This window comes from Pseudomonas sp. B21-059, from assembly GCF_026016285.1.
In the GTDB taxonomy this organism is placed as follows: Bacteria; Pseudomonadota; Gammaproteobacteria; order Pseudomonadales; family Pseudomonadaceae; genus Aquipseudomonas; species Aquipseudomonas danubii.
Genome location: NZ_CP087201.1, coordinates 673,955 through 697,466 on the forward strand (window position 1 = coordinate 673,955; position 23,512 = coordinate 697,466).

Here is a 23,512-nt window from a genome sequence, read left to right on the forward strand (position 1 = left end):
GAGCGATACACAAGCCAGAGCAAGGGCCTTGCCAATCGCCCGGAGGAGAGGAAAAACCCTTTGTCGACACCGGAACTGCGCCTGAAAAAGGGGCAAAACCTTGTTTTATCTTGTTACAAAATGGCGCGCTGAGCTGATTTATAGCACTGAGTTGGTGCGCTGGAAATATTTTTGCTGCAATCCGGTGCCGGGCCGACGAGCAGGCGCAAACGCGCTACCCAGAGCGGGGCACGCCGATTGAAAAGGGGGAGAGGGGCAGGCTGTATTACTCGGTGCTGCCCAGGCCTTGCCAGTGCTTCAGGCCGATGAAGATGAAGCGCAGTTGCTGGGTGATCTTCGCCTGCGGCGTCAGGTGTTCAGGCAGGGCCTGGGCCGGGGGATCGATGATGTCCGGCAGAGTGGCGAACACGCTCTTGACGATCAGGTCGGCCATGACGCTCAGGTCGGCGGCATTCAGATGCTGCAGCTTGGGCATCAGGGTCAGGTCGGCAGCGAGGTCCGAGCTGATGTTCTCGCGCAGGGTGGCGATGGCCTGGCGCACCGGCAGCGAGCCGCCGTATTGCTCACGGGCCAGAAACAGGAATTGCGCGCGCTTGGCTTCCACGACATCAAGGAAGATGCGTACCGAGGCGTCGATGATGCCGCCCATGACGAATTCGTTGTGGCGTACCAGGCGGATGGTTTCGCGGAAGGTCTGGCCGACCTCGCTGACCAGTTCCAGGCCCAGTTGGTCCATGTCGCTGAAGTGCCGATAGAAGCCGGTGGGCACGATGCCGGCGGCTTTGGCCACTTCCCGCAGGCTCAGGCTGCCGAACCCACGACCACACTCCATCAGGTGCCGGGCGGCATCCATCAAGGCGTTGCGGGTCTGTTGCTTCTGTTCGGCGCGGGGCAGCATCGGCGGGGCGTTCTTTGCTCAATGGGAGCGGCGCACTCTAGCAAATCAACTTTGCCGGAGTCGAACTGGAGTCAGGCGAGAGCGGGGAAGGTCAGGGCTAAAATGCCTTGGCCATAAAAGCCAAAGCCCGATCCAGGGATCGGGCTTTTTTTAAGGGCCAGCATGGCCTCAGCTCGCTGCTTGATGACGTTCAGCCAGGCGATCAGCGCCGCCTTCGGCAACGGTCTGACCTTGAGGCGTGCGGCTATAGCCGTCTTCAACCAGGCCTTTCTCTTCCAGGCGATCACGGCCGCCTTCAGCTACGTTCTGGCCTTGTGGGGTGCGGTCGTAGCCATCTTCGGCAACGCTCTGGCCTTGTGGGGTACGGTCGTAGCCATCTTCAGCAACGCTCTGGCCTTGTGGGGTGCGATCATAGCCGTCTTCGGCAACGCTCTGACCTTGTGGAGTGCGTTCGTAACCGTCGGCAGCGACTTTGTTGCGTTCGATCAGACGGTCCGAACCGCCTTCGGCCAGGGTCTGGGTGAACACGCTGTGGCTGGCCTTGACCTGTGGAGTGGCTTGTTCAGCGGCTGGCAGGGCGAAGGCGTTGGCAGCCAGAACGGATAAGGTCAGGCTCAGTAAGAGGTGGCGTTTCATGATGGGTTGCTCCTTGGTAGGGCGATAAAGTGGGTACGGAGCTAATGTTACCGCCGCAAAATCGATATAAAAGTTCATAAACACAATGGTAATAATCAACGGAATTGATTGTTTGCCTCGAAGGCTCTAGCTCGGGCTTTAGCGCCGATGGCTTTTGCACCAGGGTGGGTATTTTCGACCCACTCCCGCTTCAGGAAGGGGCGGTTCGAGGTAACACAAAGCTGTCCAAGCGATCAGCAATTCAGGTTTTTTCGCCGCATCGAGCCGCCGGATTAAACCTGCGTGGGCTTTGTCAGTCGTAGTTTTCATGGCCGGTGATTTTCCATCGGCATTTCATCGATGCGTCGCAGTTTGGCGCTCAGTTGTCTTCAGGAGCCTCGTGCAATGACGCGCACTCGTAAAATCCTCGCCTGGTTCGTCGCCAGCCTGATCCTGCTACTGGCCGTGCTGGTGCTGGTGATCGCGTTCTTCGACTGGAACCGCATCAAGCCGACCCTCAACGCCAAGGTGTCCGAGGAGTTGCATCGGCCCTTCACGATCAATGGCGACTTGTCCGTGGCCTGGCAGCGCGAGCCCGACGAGGGTGGTTGGCGGGCCTGGGTGCCCTGGCCTCACGTAGTGGCCCAGGACCTGACCCTGGGCAACCCGGAGTGGTCCAAGGCGCCGCAGATGGTCAGCCTCAAGCGGGTCGAGTTGCGCATCTCGCCCCTGGCCCTGTTGGCCCAGCGGGTCAGCATCCCGCGTATCGATCTGACCGAGCCCGATGCTGCGCTGCAGCGGCTGGCGGACGGTCGCGCCAACTGGACCTTCAAGTTCGACCCGAAGGACCCCGAGGCCGAGCCTTCCAACTGGACGGTGGACATCGGCGCCATCGGTTTCGACAAGGGCCATGTGACCCTGGACGACCAGAGCCTGAAAACCCAGCTTGACCTGCAGGTAGAGCTGCTCGGCAAACCCATTCCCTTCAGCGACATAGTCGGTGAGAGCGAAGCGAAGAAAATCAGTGAAAAAGGCGCCGCGGCCCAAGCCTATGCCTTCGCCCTCAAGGTCAAGGGCCAGTACCACGGGCAGAAGCTCGCCGGCACCGGCAAGATCGGCGGCTTGCTGGCCCTGCAGGACGGGCGCAAGCCGTTTCCACTGCAGGCCCAGGCGCAGATCGGCGACACCAAGGTGGAGCTGCGGGGCAGCCTCACCGACCCGCTGAATCTGGGCGCCCTGGACCTGCGCCTGAAATTGGCGGGCACCAGCCTGGGCAATCTCTACCCGCTGACCGGGGTCACCCTGCCGGACTCGCCGCCCTATGCCACCGACGGCCATCTGACCGCCAAGCTCCGCGACCCGGCGGGTGCGACCTTCAGCTACCAGGATTTCAACGGCAAGATCGGCGACAGCGATATCCACGGCAACCTGACCTACGTGGCCAGCCAGCCGCGACCCAAGCTCAGCGGTGCATTGGTCTCCAACCAGTTGCTGATGAGCGATTTGGCGCCGCTGATTGGTGCCGACTCCAACGCCAAGCAGAAGGCCCGGGGCGGCGAGAGCAAGCAGCCGGCGGACAAGGTGCTGCCGGTGGAGGAGTTCCGCACCGAGCGCTGGCGTGACATGGACGCCGATGTGGAGTTCACCGGCAAGCGCATTGTCCACAGCGCCGAGTTGCCGTTCACCGATCTCTACACGCACCTGGTGCTCAACGACGGCCAGCTCAGCCTGGAGCCCCTGCGCTTCGGCGTGGCCGGGGGCAAGCTGGATGCCCAGGTGCGCCTCAATGGTCACACCACGCCGCTGGAAGGCCGGGCCAGGCTGACGGCGCGCAACTTCAAGCTCAAGCAGTTGTTTCCGACCTTCGAGCCGATGAAGACCAGCTTCGGCGAACTCAACGGCGATGCCGATATCACCGGACGCGGCAACTCGGTGGCAGCCTTGCTGGGCAGCGCCAACGGCGACCTGAAGATGTTGATCAACGATGGCGCCATCAGCCGCAGCCTCATGGAAATCGCCGGGCTCAACGTCGGCAACTATGTGGTCGGCAAGATGTTTGGCGACAAGGAAGTGAAGATCAATTGCGCCGCCGCCGACTTTGGCATCAAGAGCGGTCTGGCTACGTCACGGCTGTTCGTCTTCGATACCGAGAACGCCATCATCTACATCGATGGCACCGCCAATATGGCCTCCGAGCAACTGGACCTGACCATCACGCCGGAATCCAAGGGGCTGCGCCTGTTCTCCCTGCGTTCACCGCTTTATGTGCAGGGCAAGTTCATCAAGCCCAGTGCCGGGGTCAAGGCGGTGCCGCTGGTGCTGCGCGGTGCCGGGATGGTGGCGCTGGGGTTGATCGCCGGGCCGGCGGCAGGCTTGCTGGCGCTGGTGGCGCCCAGCGGTGACGAGCCCAATCAGTGCGCGCCGCTGCTGCAGCAGATGCGCTCGGGCAAGGCGCCGGTGACGGTCAAGCCGAGCCAGTAGGAAGAACTGGGGCTTCGCGGACAAGCCCGCTCCTACGTTAGGCAGGGGCGGGCTTGGAGGAGGGGATTACAGGTCGTTGAGGATGTCCGCCATGTCGTCGGCGTGTTCCTCTTCCTGGGCCAGGATCTCTTCGAACAGGCGGCGGGTAGTGGGGTCCTTGTCGCCGATGTACTGGATGATCTCGCGGTAGCTGTCGATGGCGATGCGTTCGGCCACCAGGTCCTCGTAGACCATTTCCTTCAGGGTGTTGCCGGCCACGTACTGGGCGTGGGAGTGCTTGGACAGCAGGTCCGGGTTGAACTCCGGTTCGCCGCCGAGCTGGACGATCCGCTCGGCCAGCTTGTCGGCGTGCTCGGCTTCCTGTGTCGCGTGTTCGAGGAACTCGTCGGCCGCCACGCTGGCCTTGAGGCCGTTGGCCATGAAGTAGTGGCGCTTGTAGCGCAAGACACACACCAGCTCGGTGGCCAGCGATTCGTTGAGCAGCCGCAGCACCTGCTCGCGGTCGGCGTTGTAGCCCTCGGTCACGGCTCCGTTCTCCACGTGTTGGCGGGCCCGTTCGCGCAGGGTGTTCACATCGGATAAATGCTTGTCGCTCATGTCTCTCTCCTGGGGCTAATCCGTTTTGCGCCAGGCTCTCTCGGCCTGATCACTGCCTGGGTTGTGAGTCCCGGGCGTGGCAAAAAGTTTTATCGGATGTGCCCGGTGGTCTGCGCCGGGGTCAACTGCGGGCCAGGGGCGGATGCCCGGCCAGCAGCGCTTCCTGTTGCAGCCACTGGAGGAAGGCCCGCACCGGAGGGTGCCGCTCCCGTCCCGGCACGCAAAGGGCGCTATAGCCCGCGCCGTCCACCTGGACCTCCGGCCGATAGGCTTGCAGCAGGCCGTTGGCCACGCTCTGGGACACCAGGATGTTGCTCGCCAGCACCAGGCCCTGACCGGCAATGGCGGCTTGCAGGGCGTACTGCTCCTCGTCGTAGGAACGGATCGGCAACTGAGCGTCGAGCCAGTTTTCCCCGGCCTGGGCACACCAGGCCTGCCAGCCATCGGCATACAACCTGGAATTGCGCCAATGCACGCTGATCAGGGACGGTGGCTGCTGCCGGGCCAGGGCCACCTGCTGCGGCGCGCCATAGACCGCAAAGCGCTCGTCGAACAGGCACAGGCCATGGAGATTCAGGTAGCCGTCCTGGCTGTAGCGGATCGCGACGTCGATGCTGGCGTCCTGTTGCAGGTCCACCACTTCGCACTGAGTGTCCAGGCGCAGGTTGATGCCAGGGTGCTGGGCGTAAAAGCGCCCCAGGCGCGGCACCAGCCACAGGGCGGCGAAGGCCGCAGTGGTGGAAACGGTCAACTGCGCGGCGCTGGGACTGGGGCGCAGGGTGTCGACGCTCTGGGCCACATCCAGCAGGGCGCCATGCAGGCTGTGGAACAGGCGGCGGCCAGCCTCCGTCAGGCGTACCTGGCGGGGCAGGCGTTCGAACAGTGGCACCCCCAGCCAGTGTTCCAGGCTGCGGATCTGGTGGGACACCGCGGTGGGTGTCACCGACAGGTCCTCGGCAGCGGCCTTGAAGCTCAGCAGGCGCGCGGCGGACTCGAAGGTACGCAGGGCGGTCAGGGGCAGGTGGGCGAACATGACGGGCTCCATGGATGAATTGAACTCATCCAAGTGAATGTTTACTCATTTGTGGGTGATTCGCGGTAGCTCTAGCTTTAACGCGGAAAATGGCCGGTTTCAAGGCCGTTACAGTCAATTCGTACACGAGAAAGCAGATGAGCACAGTTCTTGCGATTCACGGCAGCCCCCGAGGCGAGCGCTCCCACAGTCGGCGTCTGACCGATGACTTTCTACAAGCCTGGCAACAGGCCAATCCCGGGGCCATCCTGACCCGGCGCGAAGTCGGGCGGGGCTCCTTGCCTCATGTCAGCGAAGCCTTTATCGCCGCGGCGTTTTATCCACAGCCCGAAGCGCGGCCGCTGTCGATGCAGGCGGACCTGGCCTTGAGTGATGAGCTGGTCGGTGAGTTGCTCGGCCATCAGCGCCTGGTGATCTCGGCGCCGATGCACAACTTCAGCGTGCCCAGCGGGATCAAGGCCTGGGTCGATCACATCGTGCGCCTGGGGCTGACCTTCAACACCCAGCTGGACAACGGCGTGGCCCAGTACCAGCCCTTGGTGCAGGGCAAGAAGGTGTTGATCGTCACCAGCCGTGGCGGCGGTGGATTTGGGCCCGGGGGTGAGCATGAAGCGATGAATCACGCCGATCCATGGTTGCGCACGGCCCTGGGATTCATCGGGATCGAGGATGTGACGGTGGTTGCGGCGGAAGGCGAGGAGTCGGCGCCCGAGCGTTTCGCGGAGTCCTGTGGCGAAGCCCGGCAGCGCCTGTTGGCCCTGGCGCAGACCTTCTGAGGAGGCGGCGCCATGGCCTGGATGTTCCTGCTGCTGGCAGCGGCCTTCGAGGTCACGTTCGCCCTGGGCATGAAGTATGCCCAGGGCTTTACCCGGCCCTGGCCGTCGCTGCTGACGGTGGTCGCGGCGCTGGGCGGGATCTACTTCCTGAGCCTGGCCATGCGCGAGTTGCCGGTGAGCGTGGCCTACCCGATCTGGACCGCCATCGGTTCCCTGGGCACGGTGCTGCTGGGCTTCATGCTGCTGGGGGAAAGCCTGACGCCGGTCAAGCTGGTGTCGGTGGGGCTGATCGTGGCCGGGGTGGTGGGGCTGAAGTAGCAACTCGGGGCCGGCTTGTCATCGGTTTGTCGCCAAAGCGTCATAGGGGCTGACGACGGCCTTGGTTATGGTCTAGCTTTCAGCCAGCCCCGCCGCCTTCGCACAAGGATGTCCCCGCATGTCCCAAGAGCTTGCCACGCGTTACCCCCTGGTACTGGTGCCCGGCATGCTCGGTTTTGTCCGCCTGCTGCTGTATCCCTACTGGTACGGCATCATTCCGGCCTTGCGCCAAGGTGGCGCCCAGGTGTTTGCGATACAGGTGTCGCCGCTCAACTCCAGCGAGGTGCGCGGCGAACAACTGTTGGCCCAGGTCCAGCGGATCATGGCCGAGACTGGTGCGCCCCGAGTCAACCTGATCGGCCACAGCCAGGGCGCGCTTACCGCCCGTTACGCGGCGGCCAAACGCCCTGACTGGGTCGCCTCGGTGACTTCGGTAGCAGGTCCCAACCACGGTTCCGAACTGGCGGATTACCTGGCACGGCATTCCCCGGCCCACAGCCTCAAGGGGCGTGTCCTGAGCTGGCTGTTGCGGGGCGTCGCGGCCTTGATGACGCTGCTGGAAACCGGCTATCGCGGGCCGAAACTGCCGGTGGATATCCACGCTTCGCATCAGTCGCTGACCACCGAGGGCGTGGCCCTGTTCAACCGCCAATACCCTCAAGGGTTGCCGTCCACCTGGGGCGGCCAGGGCGCGGAAGAGGTCGGCGGCGTGCGCTACTACTCCTGGTCCGGCACCTTGCAGCCGGGCAAGACCAATCGCGGACGCAACCTGTTCGACGGCACCAACCGCAGTTGCCGCCTGTTCGCCCGCACCTTCGTCCGCGAGGCCGGCCAGTGCGACGGCATGGTCGGGCGCTACAGCTCGCACCTGGGGCAGGTCATCGGCGACGACTACCCCCTGGACCACTTCGATATCGTCAACCAATCCCTGGGGCTGGTGGGCAAGGGCGCCGAACCGATCCGCCTGTTCGTCGAACATGCCCGGCGCCTCAAGGCCGCCAACCTCTGACCCTCACTGTTGCCCTGTAGCCGCCGGCTTGCCGGCGACCGGCCCCAGCACCCTGGTCCAGCGTTCGGAAAGAACCACCCCGCCCAAGGTCAACAAGCCCCCCACCAGATGGAACCAGGCCAGTTGCTCATGCAGCACCACCGCGGCAATCAGCGCCGTGATCAACGGCAGCAGATTGAAAAACAGCGTGGTCCGGCTTGGCCCCAGGCGCACCACTGCCTGCATCCAGGCCAGGGGCGCGAGCATCGACGCCAGCAGGCAGGCATAGAGCACCAGCGGAATGTTCTGCAGGGTCGGGCCGACCTTGGGTGAGGCCAGGAACAACGGCAGCAGCACCAGCACCGCCACCAGCACCTGCAGGTACAGCAGCACCAGCGGCGGCAGGCGCAGTTGCCACTTCTTCAGCAAGGTGCTGTAGATCGCATAGGCCAGGGTGGCGATCAGCATCATCGCGTCACCCAGGTTGACCCCGTGTTGCAGCAGCGCAGCGAGGCTGCCGGAAGACACCACCACCAGCACCCCGGCAAAGGACAGCACGGCGCCTACCAGGGCCCCGGCGGTCAGGCGCTGGCCCAGGGCGGCAATGGCCATGGCCAGGGACATCAGCGGCATCAGGGAAAGAATGATGCCCATGTTGGTGGCCGAGGTCAGGGTCGCAGCGAAGTAGGCCAGGCTTTGATACACCGCCATGCCCAACACCCCGAGGATGAAGATCCGGCCCAGGTTGGGGCGGATCACCGGCCAGTGCCGCAGCACCGGCTTGAGCATGAACGGAGTGAATAGCAGGCCCGCCAGCAGCCAGCGGTAAAAGCCGATCTCTGCCGGGAAGATCGCACCCACTGCGAGTTTGTTGATCACGGTATTGCCGGCCCAGATAAAGATGGCCAGCAGTGGATAAGCGTATTGCATGGAAACAGCCAGACAGTTGATGAGGGCTGATTATCCTCCTGTCCGGATCAATGCCTATACTTCGAACCGGACAACCTGCCCCGACATCCGGACAGCATGAGCAAAAAACACATCGATCTCCTGGATTTCCACGGCCTGCCCGCGCCGGTGTACTTCCGCTATGCCGACTTCGCCGCCGACAGCCACGCCCTGGAGCACCGGCATCCCTGGGGCTGCCTGGAGTATTCGGCCCATGGTGTGATGCGCATGGACATCGCCGGCCGGCGCTTCATGTCGCCGCCACAGTACGCGGTCTGGGTGCCGCCGCAGACGCCCCACAGTTTCTACACTCCGCAACCGATCAACTACCGAGCGGTGCTGCTGGCGCCGGAACTGTGCACGGACTTGCCGAAGCAGGGCAGCACCCTGGCCATCAGCGAGATACTCAAGGCGATCCTCAAGGACTTCGCCGCCCGGGACGTGCAGATCCCCGAAGGCGAGGCCGACCAGCGTCTGGCCCAGGTGGCGCTGGACCAGTTGCGCCAGGCCCCGGTGCAAGACTGTTACCTGCCCTATGCCCGCAACCCCGAGCTGCTGCGGGTACTCCAGGCCCTGCAGGCCGAACCGGGCAACCACCAGCCCCTGGCCCACTGGGCGCAGCAGGCCCATGTCAGTGAACGGACCCTGGCCCGCCAGTTCGTTCGCGAGCTGGGCATGAGTTTCGGCGAATGGCGCCAACGCCAGCGCTTCCTCGCGGCCATCGAGGCCCTGGAAAGCACCCGCAGCGTCCAGGAAATCGCCTTCGACATGGGCTACAGCAGCGCCTCGGCGTTTATCGCGATGTTCCAGCGCCAGGCCGGCTGCACCCCCGAGCAGTACCGCCGGGCCAGCCTGCAGAACAGGTGAAGGTGTAACAGGCTTTGTCTACACTGCGCAGGAGGCCGTGCCCATCGGTGCGGTGACCAGGAGAAAACTCCATGAAGATGTTGCGTATCCCTTTGTTGATGGTGGGCCTGCTGCTTTGCTCCCAAGGTTTTGCCGCCACTGCCCAGCAAAACAAGATGACCACCTGTAATGCCGAGGCCACCGCCAAGGCCCTCAAGGGCGACGAGCGCAAGGCCTTCATGAGCACCTGCCTCAAGGCGGCTCCGGCGGCTGCAGCGACACCTTCCACGCCCCAGGAAAGAATGAAATCGTGCAACGCCACCGCCACTGCCCAGGCCCTCAAGGGCGATGCGCGCAAGGCGTTCATGAGTGATTGCCTGAAGAAAAAGTGAGCCTGAATCGATGGGACCAAGGTCACCGGGCTGGCACAGGGCCTTGGTTCGCATCGAGGTTTACGATTTCAAGATCACAAAAAATCTTTTATTTCAATGAGATAAATCAGAAAGATACCGCTCGTCGCTTTTTTTTAATGTAATAAATTTTACATTTAGACTTTATCCCCTTCGAAAACAGGTGCCGGGATGCACCGCGCGGCCGCTCTAGTACCGGCGTCTGCGACTCAAGGGAATGGAAGGCATGTCGCGTTTTGGCTGTTTCAGGCCTGTCGTAGCGTTTTGTGCTTTGTTTGGCTCGTTTGCCCTCACCGCCGCCCCGCTGCAGACGCCGGGTGACCGCGATCTGATCCGTGATCGCCAGCAGCAGTTGCTGCAAGAACAGCAAAAGCGCCTCGACGAACTGCAGCAACTGCCCGGCAAGACCCTGCCCCCCGAGCCTGCTCCGCAACCTGGCGAGCAGCGCTGTTTCACCATCAAGACCGTGGTCCTCAAAGGCGCCGAACACCTCTCGGCGGCGGATCAGGAGCGCCTGGTTGCGCCCTATCGCGACCAGTGCCTGTCGGTGGCGCAGATCAACACCCTGCTCAAGGCCATTACCCACCACTACCTGCAACAGGGCTATGTCACCACCCGCGCCTACCTGCCTGCCCAGGAGCTGGCGTCGGGGCAATTGATCATCGTCATCGTCGAAGGTCGCCTGGAAAGCCTGGACAGCTCGGCCCTGGCCAGTTCCCGGGAGCTGGCCATGGCCTTTCCCGGCACCACCGGCCAGGTGCTGAACCTGCGGGAACTGGAGCAGTTGGTGGACCAGCTCAGCCGCCTGCCTTCGCGCCAGGTCGAGCTGGAACTGTCACCGGGGGAGACACTGGGGGACAGCCATGTCGGGCTCAAGGGCCAGCGCCTGAAACCCTGGCGCGTCTCGGCCACCCGCAACAACAGCGGCGACAAAAGCACCGGCGAGCAGCAAATGGGCCTCGGCCTGGACTGGGACAGCCCCCTGGGGCTGGCGGATCAATTGAGCCTGCGGGCCAACCAGGACGCGGTCAGCGATCGCTGGCGCCATTCCGACAATCAGAGCCTGTTCTACAGCCTGCCCTGGGGCTGGTGGACTTTCAGCTACGCCTACAGCCAGAGCTACTACCGCACTCGCAATGACAGCACCGGCTTCGACTTCACCATGGACGGCGAAAGCAAGAACCAGCAGTTGCGCGCCGAGCGTGTGTTGCACCGCGACAACCTGAGCAAGACCGGGATGAGCCTGGGGCTGAGCCAGCTGCGCACGCGCAACTACATCGACGACAACCTGATCGACGTCTCCAGCAACCGCATCACCGAAAGCCAGTTGGGCTTCAACCACGGGCGGCGCATCGGCACTGCCCTGGTCAACGCCGACATCGGCTGGCAGCAGGGCATCGGCGCGCTGGACGCCCAGGGCAGCGGCAACCCTCACGGCAGCGAGCCGGTCTCGCGCTACAACAAGTACAGCCTGACCCTGAGCTACCTGCAGCCCTTTCGCCTGTGGAACGAGAACTTCAGTTTCGACAGCCTGGCCACCGGCCAGCGTAGCGAGGACGTGCTCTTCAGCCCTCAGCGCATCAGCCTCGGCGGACTCAATTCGGTGCGCGGCTTCCAGGACCAGACCCTCTCCGGCAACAGCGGCGGCTACTGGCGCAACCAGCTGCGCTGGCGCCGTGCCGTGACCTGGCAAGCGCTGCAACCCTTTGTCCAGGAATACGGCCTGGCCTTTGCTTATGACGTCGGGGTGATCAAGGGCGATCGCTACAACCATGACGCCAAGGGCCGCATGAGTGGCAACGCCATCGAACTCAACGCCCGTGGCCAGTACCTGGCCGCGTCAGTCAGCTTCGCCCGCTCCCTGGAGCGACCCGACATTATCGAGAGACGAGAGCATCCGGTGTACGTGCGAGTAGACCTGTTCTTCTGACCCGACCCAAACGCTAGTGGATGGATGATTCGTATATGGACGTACGCAAGCCCTTTGCCCAATGCATTGCCCTGTCGTTGTCGGGGATCCTGTTTCTCAATCCGATCGTCAGCGTCGCCGCCGGCCTGGCCCTGGACCCGGCCGCCGGGGGCAATGCCACCATCGGCGCGGCGGGCAACGGCGTCCCCATCGTCAACATCAATGCGGCCAATGGCAGCGGCTTGTCCCACAACAAGTTCAGCGAATACAACGTCGGCAGTAACGGCCTGATCCTCAACAACGCCACCGGCTCGACCCAGAGCACCCAGCTGGGCGGCTACATCATCGGCAACCCCAACCTCAAGGGGCAGGCGGCGCAGGTCATCCTCAACGAAGTCACCGGCAGCAACCGCAGCAAGCTGGCGGGGTACACCGAGGTGGCCGGTCAGGCTGCCCGAGTGATCGTCGCCAACCCCCATGGCATTACCTGCAACGGTTGCGGCTTCATCAACACCCCGCGCGCCACCCTGACCACCGGCAAGCCGATTATCGAGGGTCAGAAGCTCGATCGCTTCCAGGTCGATGGCGGCGATATCAGCATTGAAGGTGCCGGCCTCAACGCCAGCAATATCGATCAGTTCGACTTGATCACCCGCAGCACCAAGCTCAACGCCAACCTGTATGCCAAGAACCTCAACGTCATCACCGGGCGCAACGACGTCAAGGCCGATGACCTGAGCGTCACCGCCCGGGACGCCGATGCCAGTGCCAAGCCGGAACTGGCCATCGACAGTGCGGCCCTGGGAGGCATGTACGCCGGGGCCATCCGTCTGGTGGGCACGGAGAAGGGCGTGGGTGTGAACATGTCGGGGGAGATGGCGGCCAGCACCGGTGACATCCAGATCGATGCCAACGGCAAGGTCACGGTGGCCGGCATGGGCGCCAACCAGGCGATCGCGATCAAGGCCCAGAGCATCGACCTCAAGGGCAAGGCCTATGCCGGGACCGAAGCGACCCTGCAGGCCAAGGAGCAGATCGAGGTGGGCACCAGTCTGGCGGCCCGGGATCAGGTGCGGGTGGTGGACGCCGGGCAACTGGTCAACCACGGCATCATCGAGGCCGGGGTCAACAGCGACAACAGCCGCAACGATCAAGGCGTGGTCAAGCTGAACGCCGACAACCTGGAAAACCGCGGCGATGTGCTGGCCAGCCGCTCTCTGCAACTGACCGCGCGGCAGACCCTGAGCAACCAGAACGGCGTGATCCAGGGGCCCAGGGTCGAGGTCAAGGCCGCACGCCTGGTCAACCAGGGCGGGCAGGCCCGAGTGCTGGCGCACAATGAGCTGGTGCTTACCACCCCGGCCATTGCCAACCTGGAAGGCCTGATCCGCTTTGGCGACCGGCAGGCGGCAACCCTGACCCTCGACAGCCTGAACAACAACGGCGGACGCCTGGAAGTGGCGGGTGCCGACCTGACCCTCAACGCCCGTGAGGTCAGTAACCAGAAGGGTTCGATGGTCGCCGACCAGGTTGCGATCAGCGCCCAGCGGCTGGACAACCAGCAGGGCCTGATCGGGGCCAGCCAGGGCAGCGCCACCTTCAAGATCAGCGAGCAGTTGAACAACAATGGCGGCCGGCTCCAGGCTCAGACCCTGCTGGAAACCCAGGGTGGGGAGTTGCTCAATCAGGGCGGCAAGCTGCTGGCGGACCAGATCGAGGTGACCGGCAAGCGCCTGGACAACAGCCAGAAGGGCCTGATCAGCGCCGAGAAGGGCGCACTGCAAGTGAGCCTCGATCAGGACCTGGCCAATGCCGATGGCAAGTTGCAGGCCACTTCGCTGCTGAACCTCAAGGCCGGCAGTGTGGACAACCGCGGCGGTACCCTGATCGCCCCGCAACTGACCCTCAACAGCAGCGGCAAGCTCGGCAACCAGGGCGGCACCCTCACCGCCGACGCGCTGGAGCTGCACACCGCGGACATCGACAACCAGGGCGGCCTGCTGCAGGGCAAGGACAACCTGCTGCTGGACGCCCGGGACCTGGCGAACAACCAGGGCCAGGTCATCGGCAACGTGCTGAGCGCCAACCTCGACAGCCTCAGCCAGAACCAGGCCGGGGTGTTGAGCGCCGAGACCGGCAAGCTCACGCTGACGGTCAAGCAGCACCTGAACAATGCCCTGGGCCACCTGCAGGCCAAGACCGGTGACGTGCAGATCGTCTCGGGCAGCCTGAACAACCAGAGCGGTGTGGTGGTGGGCAATCACTTGCTGCTGACCAACACCGGCCTGCTGGATAACCGTGGTGGGCAATTGGCCGGTGATCAGTTGACCGTCAGCACCCAGCGTCTGGACAACCAGGCGTCGGGCCTGCTGGCGGCCGGCAGCGATGGCCTGCAGTTGACCTTGACGGCTGACGGCGCGGCACCGGGGCAACTGCTCAACAGCCAGGGGCGCCTGCAAAGCGATGGGCACCTGCAGATCAACGGCGGTCAACTGAACAACAGTGGCGGTGTGCTGCTGGGCCGCAGCGTCGGGCTCGATACCTCCGGCCTCGACAACAGCGCCAAGGGCGCGGTGGTGGCCAGCCAGGGGGCGCTGGATCTGAAACTCAACCACGGCGCACTGAACAACAACGCCGGGGTCATCGACGCCGGTGAACAGGCGCTGCGGGTGACCCAGGGCGGGCAATTGGACAACCAGGGCGGCACCCTCAAGGGCAAGCGCCTGGAGGTTGCGGGTACAGCCCTGGATAACCGCCAGGGACAACTGCTGGCCGGCAGCGACGGTTTGAACCTGGTGGCCGGCGGCCTGAACAACGCCCAAGGGATGATCCTGGCCAAGGACGGCCACGGCGAAGTGGCGCTGGGCCAAGGCACTCTGGACAACCGTGGAGGCACCCTGCAGGGCGCGACCCTGGGAGTCACTGCCGGGGCTGTGGATAACAGTGCCCTGAACGGCAAGGCCGGACTGATCAGCAGCCAGGCCGGAGCGCTCAAGCTGGTGGTCGATCGCCTCACCAACCAGGCGGGCAAGCTCTACGCCAATGGCCTGCTCAGCAGCACCGGGCAGACCCTGGACAACCGCTTTGGCGGCGAAGTCAGCGCCCGGCAGTTGGACTTGAACGTGGCGGCCAACCTCTACAACCAGGGCGGGCTGCTGGAGTCGGGCAACTCACTGCTGCTGGTGGGCGGCAACCTGGACAACAGCGCCGGGGGCCGGGTACGGGCACTGGCTGGCGAGCAAAGCCGGATTACCCTGGGCGGCGTGCTGAACAACCAGGGCGGCACCCTGGCCCTGGGCTCCAGCGCCTTTGCCCTGAATGCCGGACAGCTGAACAACATCGGCGGCAGCATCGAGCACGCCGGCAGCGGCTTGTTCAAACTGGACCTGGGGGCGCTGTCCGGCTTCCAGGGACGGATCACCGGCCTGGGCCGTGGCGACTGGGATGTGGCTGCGGTGGATCGCAGCGGCCTGATGCAACTCAACGGTACGCTGGACCTGAGCACCGGGGGCGACCTCAACCTGAATGCCGGCGACCGCATCGCCAGCGCCAGCGGCCTGCGAGTGGGCGCGGCGACCCTGAACAACGCCGGGGAGCTGGCCAGTGACGGTTACCTGACCCTGGACCTGGGGGGCAACCTGAACAACAGCGGCCTGCTGTCGTCCCGGGGCAAGCTCACGGTGGGGGCCGGCGACCTCAACCAGTACGGCGGTCGTATCGCCAGTGGCGGCGACAGCGAACTGAACCTGCGCGGCACCCTGGACAACCTGGGGCGCCTGATCGCCAGCCAGAATCTCTATGTGTCCGCGGCGCAGATCAACAACCGCGGCACCCTCGGGGCCCTGGGGCAGATGCAACTGCGCTCCGGCAACGGCATCACCACCTCGGCCGACACCCTGATCTACAGCGGCGGCGACATGCTCCTGCGGGGCAATACTCTGAGCAACAGCTATGGCGATCTCTACAGCGCCGGCAACCTCAGTTTTGCCGCCCTCGACGGTGGCCGCGCGGCCCTGCTGAGCAACCGCTCCGGGACCATCGAAAGCGAGGGCGACATGAACCTCAACGTGGCGTTGCTGCAAAACGCCATGGACAAGTACCAGGTCGGCGAAACCATCACCCAGCGCAACATCGTGATCAATTGCACCGACTGTTCCGGCGATCACCACACCGCCACTTACATCGTTAACACCACCTATGAAGGCACCATGGGCGAGCACTCCGCCGGTGCCCGCCTGGTGTCCAACCGTGACCTGACCATCAATGCCGACACGGTGGAGAACGACCAGAGCCTGATCGCCGCCAACCGCGATGTTTCCATTACGGCCAACAATCTCTACAACCGCGGCCTGACCCTGGACAAGCGGGTCGACAGCATCAGCTATTTCCTGCATGGGGTTTCCCAGGGCGCGTTCCGCGCCGCGGAGCGGGCGACCCTCGCCTGGAACGCTGCCAATGCCAATCGCGCGCCGGGCCAGCAGGACCCGTTGCCGACAGAGGTGACCCAGTACCCGATCTACGAACCCGCCAGCCACACGGTGATCACTCCGGGCACCCAGACTGCCTACGCTTCCACCTTGCAGGCCGGCCAGCGCCTGCACCTGCAGGTCAGCGGCACTATCGAGAACGGCGTGCAGACCGAACAGAGCCGCGCCCAGCTCACCGGGCAGACGCTCCAGAACAACCTGGCCCAGGTGGGCGGCCAGGTCATTACAGTCAACGCGCAAAGCTCCGCCGCTGCCAATCAGGTGGCCAAGGATGTGCAGCGCATCGAAAAGGTCGCCGCCGACGGCACTACCCAAGTCAGCTTCGTGCCGGTGGACTTCTCCGGCGTACCGTTCGCTGCCGTGGACCCGACTTCTCTGTCGAGTTTCCGCGTACCCCAGGGCGAGTACGGCCTGTTCGTCAAGAGCCAGAATCCCCAGGGCCGCTACCTGATCGAGACCAACCCGACCTTCACCGACCTGTCGCGCTTCATGAGTTCGGACTACATGCTCGGCCACCTCAACTACAACACCGACCAGACCTGGCGCCGCCTGGGCGACGGCCTGTATGAAACCCGCTTGATCCGCGATGCGGTGCTGGCCCAGACCGGGCAGCGTTTCCTCGCGGCGGGGCTGACCAGTGATTACGACCAGTATCGCTATCTGATGGACAACGCCATCGCTTCCAAGGACCAGTTGCAGCTCAGCGTCGGCGTGTCCCTGACCCCGGCCCAGGTGGCCTCGCTGACCCACGACATCGTGTGGATGGAAACCCGCGAAGTGCAGGGCGAGAAGGTGCTGGTGCCGGTGCTGTACCTGGCCCAGGCGGAAATCCGCAACCTGCGCGGCGGCAGCCTGGTGCAGGGGCGCGACATGACCCTGATCGCCGGTGGCGACCTGAGCAACGTCGGCACCCTGCGGGCCAGCAACGACCTGAGCGTGAATGCCGGCGGCAGCCTGTACCAGGGGGGGCTGATCGAAGCCAACGAGCGGGTCAGCCTGATGGCCCAGGACAGCGTGCGTAACGCCCTGGCTGGGGAAATTCGCGGCAATCAGGTCAGCGTCACTTCAATCAAGGGCGACATCATCAACGACCGCACCGCGGTGGCCGTCGGCTACGGCTCGGGCAGTCGCACCATCCTTGACCAGGGCAGCCAGATCACCGCGCGCCAGCAGCTCGACCTCAGCGCCGGCCGCGACCTGAGCAACCTCGGTCAGCTCGCCAGCGCCGGGGATGCCAAGCTCAGCGCTGGTCGTGACATCGATTTACTGGCGGTGCAGGACCATACCTTCACCCAGAGCGCGATCCGTCGCGGCCTGGTGACCCACGACACGGTGCAGACCCTGGGCTCCAGCGTGACCACCGGCGGCAACCTGCAACTCAATGCCGGGCGCGACCTGGCGGTGGTGGCGAGCAAGGTTGATGCCGGCCACGACCTGTCCCTCAACGCCAAGCGCGACATCGTCATCGCCTCGGCCCAGGACGAGCAGTCCTCGACTTCCTACCAGAAGAAAAAAGGTTCCTGGGGCAAGAGCAAGACCACCCAGAGCGCCGACTCCTCGACCACCAACGTGGCCTCCGAGATCAGCGCCGGGCACGACCTGATGGTCAACGTCAGCCAGGACCAGGACGGCCGCATCAGCCTCAACGGCGGGCGCGACGTCACCGTGGTCGGCAGCCAGCTCAAGGCCGGCAACGACCTGCTGGTGGGCGCCACCCGGGATGTCAGTGTGGTGTCGGCCCAGGAGCAGCAGGACAGCGCCTACAGCCAGAAGAAGAAAGGCAGCTTCGGCCTGAACAAAAGCGGCAACAGCCGCACCTCCAGCAGCACCACCCAGGTGGGCAGCGAGCTGAGTGCCGGCAATGACGCGGTGGTGATCGCAGGGACCAACGTCAACCTTTCGGCCAGCTCCATCGAGGCCAAGCGCGATGCCGAAGTGCGCGCCGGGCTGATCGACAAGAACGGCGACATCAACCTGATGGACGCGGCTAACACCTCCAGCAGCCAGAGCGAGAAGTACAAGAGCAAGGTGGGGCTTTCCAGTTCCGGCAGCTTCACTTCGATTGCCTCGGCGAAGAAGTCGGGGCAGGAAAACACCCAGTCCCAGAGCGTTGGCAGCGTGGTCAGCGGCGGGCGTGACACCATCCTGCAGGCGGCCCGCGACGTCAACATGATCGGCAGCACGGCGGCGGCCGAGCGCAATCTCAACGTGGGGGCGGGCCGCGACGTCAACGTGCTGGCCGGCAGCAACAGTTCGGACCAGAGCAACTGGAAATCCGAGAAGCATGTGGGGCTGTCCCTGGAGAGCGATCGTAACGGCGTCACCGCGTTCCTGGGCAGCGAAGCCCTCAAGCAGAAGTCGCGCAATGCCGAGCAGACAGTGGCCCCGAGCCAGTTGCTGGCCGGGCAGGATGCAACCATCAAGGCCGGGCGTGACCTGACCCTGGAAGGCTCGCGGGTGGATGCCGGGCGCGATATCAACCTGCAGGCCGGGCGCGATATCAGCATCGATGCCGGCAAGCAAACCTCGATCGAGGAACGCAGCAAGAGCCGTGACCGCAATGGCCTGACGGTCAACGTCAGCCACAACTACGGCAACACCATGGATGCGATCAAGGGCACCGGCAAAGGCGAGGACAACACCAGCAAGGCCTCCAGCGTGCTGAGCACCGTGGATGCGATCAACCAGTTCACCTCGGGCCCGACCACCGCGACCCACTTCGGCACGGCCAGCCAGTCCAGCAGTTCGCGCCAGGAAGTGCACAGCAACAGCCCAGCCAGCCTCGGTGCCGGACGGGATATCAGCGCCGTGGCCGGCAATGACATCAACATTCGTGGCGGTCAGTTCGACGCCGGGCGCGACATTACCCTGGTGGGGCGCGACATCAATGTGGATGTGGCCCGCGGCTCGATTTCCGAAGAGAGCAAGAGCGCCCGCAGTCAGGGCGGCATCAACGGCCAGAGCGGCGGCGGCAGCGCCCGTGCCGGTATCGGTGGCAGCAACGGTGTGGCCAGCGAGCAGATGAGCCAGGGCACCAATACTCCGTCGGTGTTCCTCGCCGGGCGCGACGTCAGCCTTGAGGCGCGCAACAACCTGACCCTGATCGGAACCCAGGTCCAGGCCGGGCGCGATATCGACCTGGGGGCCGGTAACGACCTGACCATCCGCGCTGCGCAGAACGATTCCAGCAGCGAGTCCAGCCGTCACAGCGGCGGTGGCGAAGTGGGCCTGGCGGTGGGTGGCAAGGACTTCATCTCGGTCTATGCCAGCGTCGACATGGGCAAGGGCCAGCTGGACCGGGACAACCAGCGGCAACAGAACGCCAACCTGGTGGCCGGCGACCAGCTGCGTTTCAGCAGCGGCAAGGACACCACCATTGCCGGCGCCACCCTGCGCGGTGGAGAAGTCATCGGCCGGGTGGGCGGTGACCTGACCGTGTCCTCGGTGCCGGACACCGGCAAGGTCAGCGGCAAGGAACTGGATGCCAGCGTCACCGTGAGCATCGGCCTGGGCGGCGGTGGCAGCGTCAGCGGTTCCCTGGGCATGGGCAAGACCACCGGCAAGACCAACTGGGTCCAGGAGCAGACCAGCATCACCGGCAAGAACGGGGTAGACATCCGCACCGAGAACCACACCCAGCTCGACGGCGCGCTGGTCGCCGCCGACAACGGCAACCTCAAGCTGGACACCGGCACCCTGGGCTTCCGCGATATTTCCGGTCAGGACAAGGAGCACAGCTACTACGTCAACGCGGGCGGCACCTTTGGCTGGGGCGGCGGCGACGGCGCCAAGTCCACCGGCGGCAAGGAGGTGGCCTTCACCAATGACAAGAGCCAGGAAGGCAAGGGCAAGACCGGGGCTTCGGGCTGGAGTGTCAGCGGCTATGACTACCGCAAGGAGCGTGAGCAAGAGGTCCGGGCCACAGTGGGCGCGGGCACCATCACCGTGCGCAACGACGCCAAGACCGGCGCCGACTCCACGGCGGGCCTGAACCGTGATCCGTCACGGGCCTACGAGATCACCAAGGACAAGGAAAAGCGTACCGATCTGTATGTGTCCCAGTCGTCCCTGGACGCGGTGAGCCATCCGTTGCAGACCCTCAATCAATGGGCCCAGGGGATCAAGGACTATGGCAAGAATGCGTCCGCAGCGTTCACCCAGTACGGCGATCTGACCCAGGCCGCGGACAAGGCCCTGGCCGACAACCCGGCGCTGGCGCCTTTGGCCTGGATACCGGGCTTCCTGCAGAAAGCCATGGACGAGTCGGCCTTCTACACCGGCGGCGTAATACCGGGCGTCGTCAGTCATGGTGGCGTGGTTACCCAAGTCCCGGCGCTGCTCACGGGGGACATGAGCTTCTATCGTGTGCAGATGGAGTACAAAAAGGATGCCAATGGAAAAGTCTTTATCGACCCGGAATCGGGCAAGCCGGTCCTGGATGTGGACGCCACACGCAACAGTTTGCAGAACTTGCTGACACCCGACGGTAACGCAGCGGTGTTCACCAACGGGATCCAGAACTCGCTGGATGCGGCGCTGGTCAACGGCGGCATGCAGACCGGCAAGGACAGCTTCATCCAGGCCTATAACCCTGAGCATGGCTTCCTGGGTGACCTGGTGGAGTCCTTGTGGGATGTGATGCTCGGCGGTGCCGTGCGTTCAGGGAACGCCCGGCAGCTCAATGATTTCCTCGGCGCCGGGCTCGACCAGGGCAACAAGCTGGATGTATTCGGCCACAGCCAGGGCGGCTTGCTGACGTACCGGGCCATTGCCGGACTCAACTTCAATGCCAATGGCAATGCGGGTAGCATCCAGCTGTCGGGCGCGCCCGTCGCTTCGACGGACTTCTTCCAGGCGGCCAAGAATGCCGGGTTCGACATCAGTGAAGGGGCGTTCTTCCAGGTCAACCGGCCGACCTCGAGCATGTTCTTCAATACGTTGCCGGTGACCGATACGGTGTCCGACTTGCTGGGGCGCAATGCGTGGCGCTCGTCCGATACGGTTGCCCGATTCTTCGGGGCCGCGGCTACGTCAGGCAAGCTGTTGGCCGCGGACAGTCCTCACTCTAACTACTTGTGTGTGGCCAAGGACATTTGTGGCGGAGCCAGCAGTGGGTTGCAAGAGACCTTCAAGAACAGCAACAAGTACATCGTCCCGACCTTGATCGATCAGCACGGCAACGACAAATTACTGGGCTCGCAATGAAGGCTGCACAGATAGCGCTGATCGTTCTGACCTGTGGGGTGCTGCCGGCGTGCGGCGGCCCACCCCTGGTCTATGAAAATGCTCGTCTGGATTCCCGCATGCTGTGCCAGGAGGGGGCGAAGCGGGTCACCCTGATGCAGCGTTACTCCTTCGACCTGCCCGAGCCTTATCGGCATGCGCCGTGTGGCACTGTCACCGGCGGCTTTGACTATGAAAAGGGCCGTGACGCGCTGTCGGTCGGCACCTCCGGAACCTTCTCCTACGGCACTACCGAGGTGACGGCTGCGGCACTGTACATGCGGGTCAACAGCTTTCTCGATGGTCGCGCGGATGGGCTGCTGTATCCCCGCCAGGCCTTTCTGGATGATCTGCTGGCCAGGCAGGCGCTGCCTTCCCATAGCGGAGTCAAGCCCAGCAGCCTGCAGTGGGTGACTGTGCAGGGCTATCAATGCCTGCGCGCCTACGAGCGCTGGGAAGGGACCGCAGTGGGCATTCTCGAAGACAAGGTCAAGTACTGGTGCTGGGAGCAGGAGAGCGGCCTGCAGCAGCCGTTCTACGTGCATGCCGGCCAGCGCCTGCCCTTGGGAAGCAAGGGCTACGACCTGGATCAGGTGTTCATCCTGCCGTTCTTCCAGAGCCTGAAGATCAACCCATTGCCGGCACCGCTGCTGGCCAAGGCCCGGGCCGATCTTCAAGGGTTCTGTGCCCATGTCAAATCGCGCTACGACCAGAACCTGAGATGGGGCGATGACTACCCCGACAAGCGCCTGACCCTGACTCACCTGCACTACTGCGGTTACAACGTGCCGCTGCCCGACCTTTCAGCCCCGGTGCCTCAGGCCAAAAGCGACTGAACCTTCGCCTGTCACAAGACTCAAGTACCCATGTAAGCCCATGCCCTTGGGGCGCCTGCCACTATTCCTCCGGGGTGAAGGCTGGCAGACTGCCGGTCTTTTCCCGCTGTTTGTCTTGAGGCTTTATGCCAGCGTTTTCACAGCGTCATCTGTTGTTCATCAGTTGGATCATCATCTTCGGAGGCCTGTTGCTGGCCTTGCCCATGCGTCTGTTGCCCAGCCTGCTGGCCGGTCTCTTGGTGTTCGAGCTGGTCAACATGCTCACCCCGCAACTGCAGCGGCTGATCGAGGGCCGGCGCGCGCGCTGGCTGGCGGTGGCCCTGCTGGGCACCCTGGTGGTCAGTCTGCTGACCCTGCTGTTCGCCGGGGCCATCAGTTTCCTGTTGCATGAAGCGGAAAACCCCGGGGCTTCGCTGGGCAAGTTCATGGTGGTGGTGGACAAGGCCCGCGGCCAGTTGCCGCCGTTCCTCGATTCCTACCTGCCGGCCAGTGCGGCCGAGTTCCAGACCGCCATCGGCGCCTGGGCCAGCAAGCACCTGAGCGAGTTGCAACTGGTGGGCAAGGACGCGGCGCACATGTTCGTGACCTTGCTGATCGGCATGGTCCTGGGGGCGATCATCGCCTTGCAGCGCATCCCCGACCTGACCAAGCGCAAGCCCCTGGCAGCGGCGCTGTTCGACCGCCTGCACCTGCTGGTCCAGGCGTTTCGCAACATCGTCTTCGCCCAGATCAAGATCTCCCTGCTCAACACTTTCTTCACCGGGATCTTCCTGGCGCTGATCCTGCCGCTGTTCGGGGTCAAGCTGCCGCTGACCAAGACCCTGATCGTGCTGACCTTCCTGCTGGGCCTGCTGCCGGTGATCGGCAACCTGATCTCCAACACCCTGATCACCATCGTCGGCCTGTCGCTGTCTATCTGGGTGGCGGTGGCGGCGCTGGGCTACCTGATCTTTATCCACAAGCTGGAATACTTCCTCAACGCGCGGATCGTTGGCGGGCAGATCAGTGCCAAGTCCTGGGAGCTGCTGCTGGCGATGCTGGTGTTCGAGGCCGCCTTCGGCCTGCCCGGGGTGGTGGCGGGGCCGATCTATTACGCGTACTTGAAGAGCGAGTTGAAGCTGGCGGGATTGGTGTGAATCTTGTTCGC

Annotated in this window: 15 protein-coding genes; 10 read left to right on the forward strand and 5 right to left on the reverse strand. The window is 64.0% G+C overall.

The window, feature by feature from the left end; translation table 11 throughout:
• Positions 1-265: 265 nt before the first annotated feature.
• Together LOY69_RS03005 and LOY69_RS03010 are read right to left on the reverse strand one after the other, a co-directional pair.
• Positions 266-898 carry a TetR family transcriptional regulator gene (locus tag LOY69_RS03005; RefSeq protein ID WP_102862940.1) on the reverse strand — a complete coding sequence of 211 codons (633 nt, stop codon included), beginning with the start codon at positions 896-898 and terminating at the stop codon, positions 266-268.
• Positions 899-1,066: 168 nt separating this feature from the next.
• Positions 1,067-1,534, reverse strand: coding sequence for a hypothetical protein (locus tag LOY69_RS03010; protein ID WP_102881991.1), 468 nt, complete (start codon positions 1,532-1,534; stop codon positions 1,067-1,069).
• Positions 1,535-1,918: 384 nt separating this feature from the next.
• Between LOY69_RS03010 and LOY69_RS03015 the strand changes: the two genes are divergently transcribed.
• On the forward strand, positions 1,919-3,994 hold the full coding sequence (locus LOY69_RS03015) for an AsmA family protein (RefSeq protein WP_265074114.1): 2,076 nt from the start codon (positions 1,919-1,921) through the stop codon (positions 3,992-3,994).
• 66 nt (positions 3,995-4,060) lie between these two features.
• Here the strand turns inward: LOY69_RS03015 and LOY69_RS03020 are convergent, their stop codons facing one another.
• Both LOY69_RS03020 and LOY69_RS03025 read right to left on the reverse strand, forming a co-directional pair.
• A complete protein-coding gene (locus LOY69_RS03020; RefSeq protein WP_102881989.1) occupies positions 4,061-4,591 on the reverse strand; it encodes a ferritin-like domain-containing protein in 531 nt (176 codons plus the stop codon).
• Positions 4,592-4,712: 121 nt separating this feature from the next.
• Positions 4,713-5,636: a LysR substrate-binding domain-containing protein gene (locus LOY69_RS03025; protein WP_185021119.1), complete on the reverse strand. Its 924-nt coding sequence runs from the start codon at positions 5,634-5,636 to the stop codon at positions 4,713-4,715.
• 125 nt (positions 5,637-5,761) lie between these two features.
• On the opposite strand from LOY69_RS03025, the gene LOY69_RS03030 reads away from it, so the two are divergent.
• The 3 genes from LOY69_RS03030 to LOY69_RS03040 all read left to right on the forward strand — a co-directional run bounded on the left by LOY69_RS03030 (position 5,762) and on the right by LOY69_RS03040 (position 7,727).
• Positions 5,762-6,400 (forward strand): FMN-dependent NADH-azoreductase, encoded by a 639-nt coding sequence (locus tag LOY69_RS03030; RefSeq protein ID WP_102881987.1) that lies wholly within the window; start codon positions 5,762-5,764, stop codon positions 6,398-6,400.
• Between the two features lie 12 nt (positions 6,401-6,412).
• On the forward strand, positions 6,413-6,718 hold the full coding sequence (locus LOY69_RS03035) for a DMT family transporter (protein ID WP_265074115.1): 306 nt from the start codon (positions 6,413-6,415) through the stop codon (positions 6,716-6,718).
• A gap of 118 nt (positions 6,719-6,836) precedes the next feature.
• Positions 6,837-7,727 carry an esterase/lipase family protein gene (locus LOY69_RS03040; protein WP_102881985.1) on the forward strand — a complete coding sequence of 297 codons (891 nt, stop codon included), beginning with the start codon at positions 6,837-6,839 and terminating at the stop codon, positions 7,725-7,727.
• 3 nt (positions 7,728-7,730) lie between these two features.
• On the opposite strand, the gene LOY69_RS03045 is transcribed toward LOY69_RS03040, so the two are convergent.
• Complete coding sequence (locus tag LOY69_RS03045; protein WP_110595456.1) at positions 7,731-8,636, reverse strand: DMT family transporter; 906 nt, start codon at positions 8,634-8,636, stop codon at positions 7,731-7,733.
• A 96-nt stretch (positions 8,637-8,732) separates the two neighbouring features.
• Here LOY69_RS03045 and LOY69_RS03050 point away from each other — a divergent pair, with 96 nt between their 5' ends.
• From LOY69_RS03050 to LOY69_RS03075, 6 genes are all read left to right on the forward strand, one after another.
• Complete coding sequence (locus LOY69_RS03050) at positions 8,733-9,521, forward strand: AraC family transcriptional regulator (RefSeq protein WP_102862949.1); 789 nt, start codon at positions 8,733-8,735, stop codon at positions 9,519-9,521.
• A gap of 71 nt (positions 9,522-9,592) precedes the next feature.
• Complete coding sequence (locus tag LOY69_RS03055; RefSeq protein ID WP_102862950.1) at positions 9,593-9,892, forward strand: PsiF family protein; 300 nt, start codon at positions 9,593-9,595, stop codon at positions 9,890-9,892.
• Between the two features lie 244 nt (positions 9,893-10,136).
• The gene (locus LOY69_RS03060; protein WP_110595458.1) at positions 10,137-11,840 is read left to right on the forward strand and encodes a ShlB/FhaC/HecB family hemolysin secretion/activation protein; all 1,704 of its coding nucleotides are present in this window, start codon (positions 10,137-10,139) and stop codon (positions 11,838-11,840) included.
• Positions 11,841-11,875: 35 nt separating this feature from the next.
• A complete protein-coding gene (locus LOY69_RS03065; RefSeq protein WP_265074116.1) occupies positions 11,876-21,511 on the forward strand; it encodes a hemagglutinin repeat-containing protein in 9,636 nt (3,211 codons plus the stop codon).
• Positions 21,508-22,365 carry a hypothetical protein gene (locus LOY69_RS03070; protein ID WP_110650912.1) on the forward strand — a complete coding sequence of 286 codons (858 nt, stop codon included), beginning with the start codon at positions 21,508-21,510 and terminating at the stop codon, positions 22,363-22,365. The genes LOY69_RS03065 and LOY69_RS03070 overlap by 4 nt, the downstream gene beginning before the upstream one ends.
• 125 nt (positions 22,366-22,490) lie before the next feature.
• A complete protein-coding gene (locus LOY69_RS03075; protein ID WP_102881980.1) occupies positions 22,491-23,501 on the forward strand; it encodes an AI-2E family transporter in 1,011 nt (336 codons plus the stop codon).
• Positions 23,502-23,512: the final 11 nt, after the last annotated feature.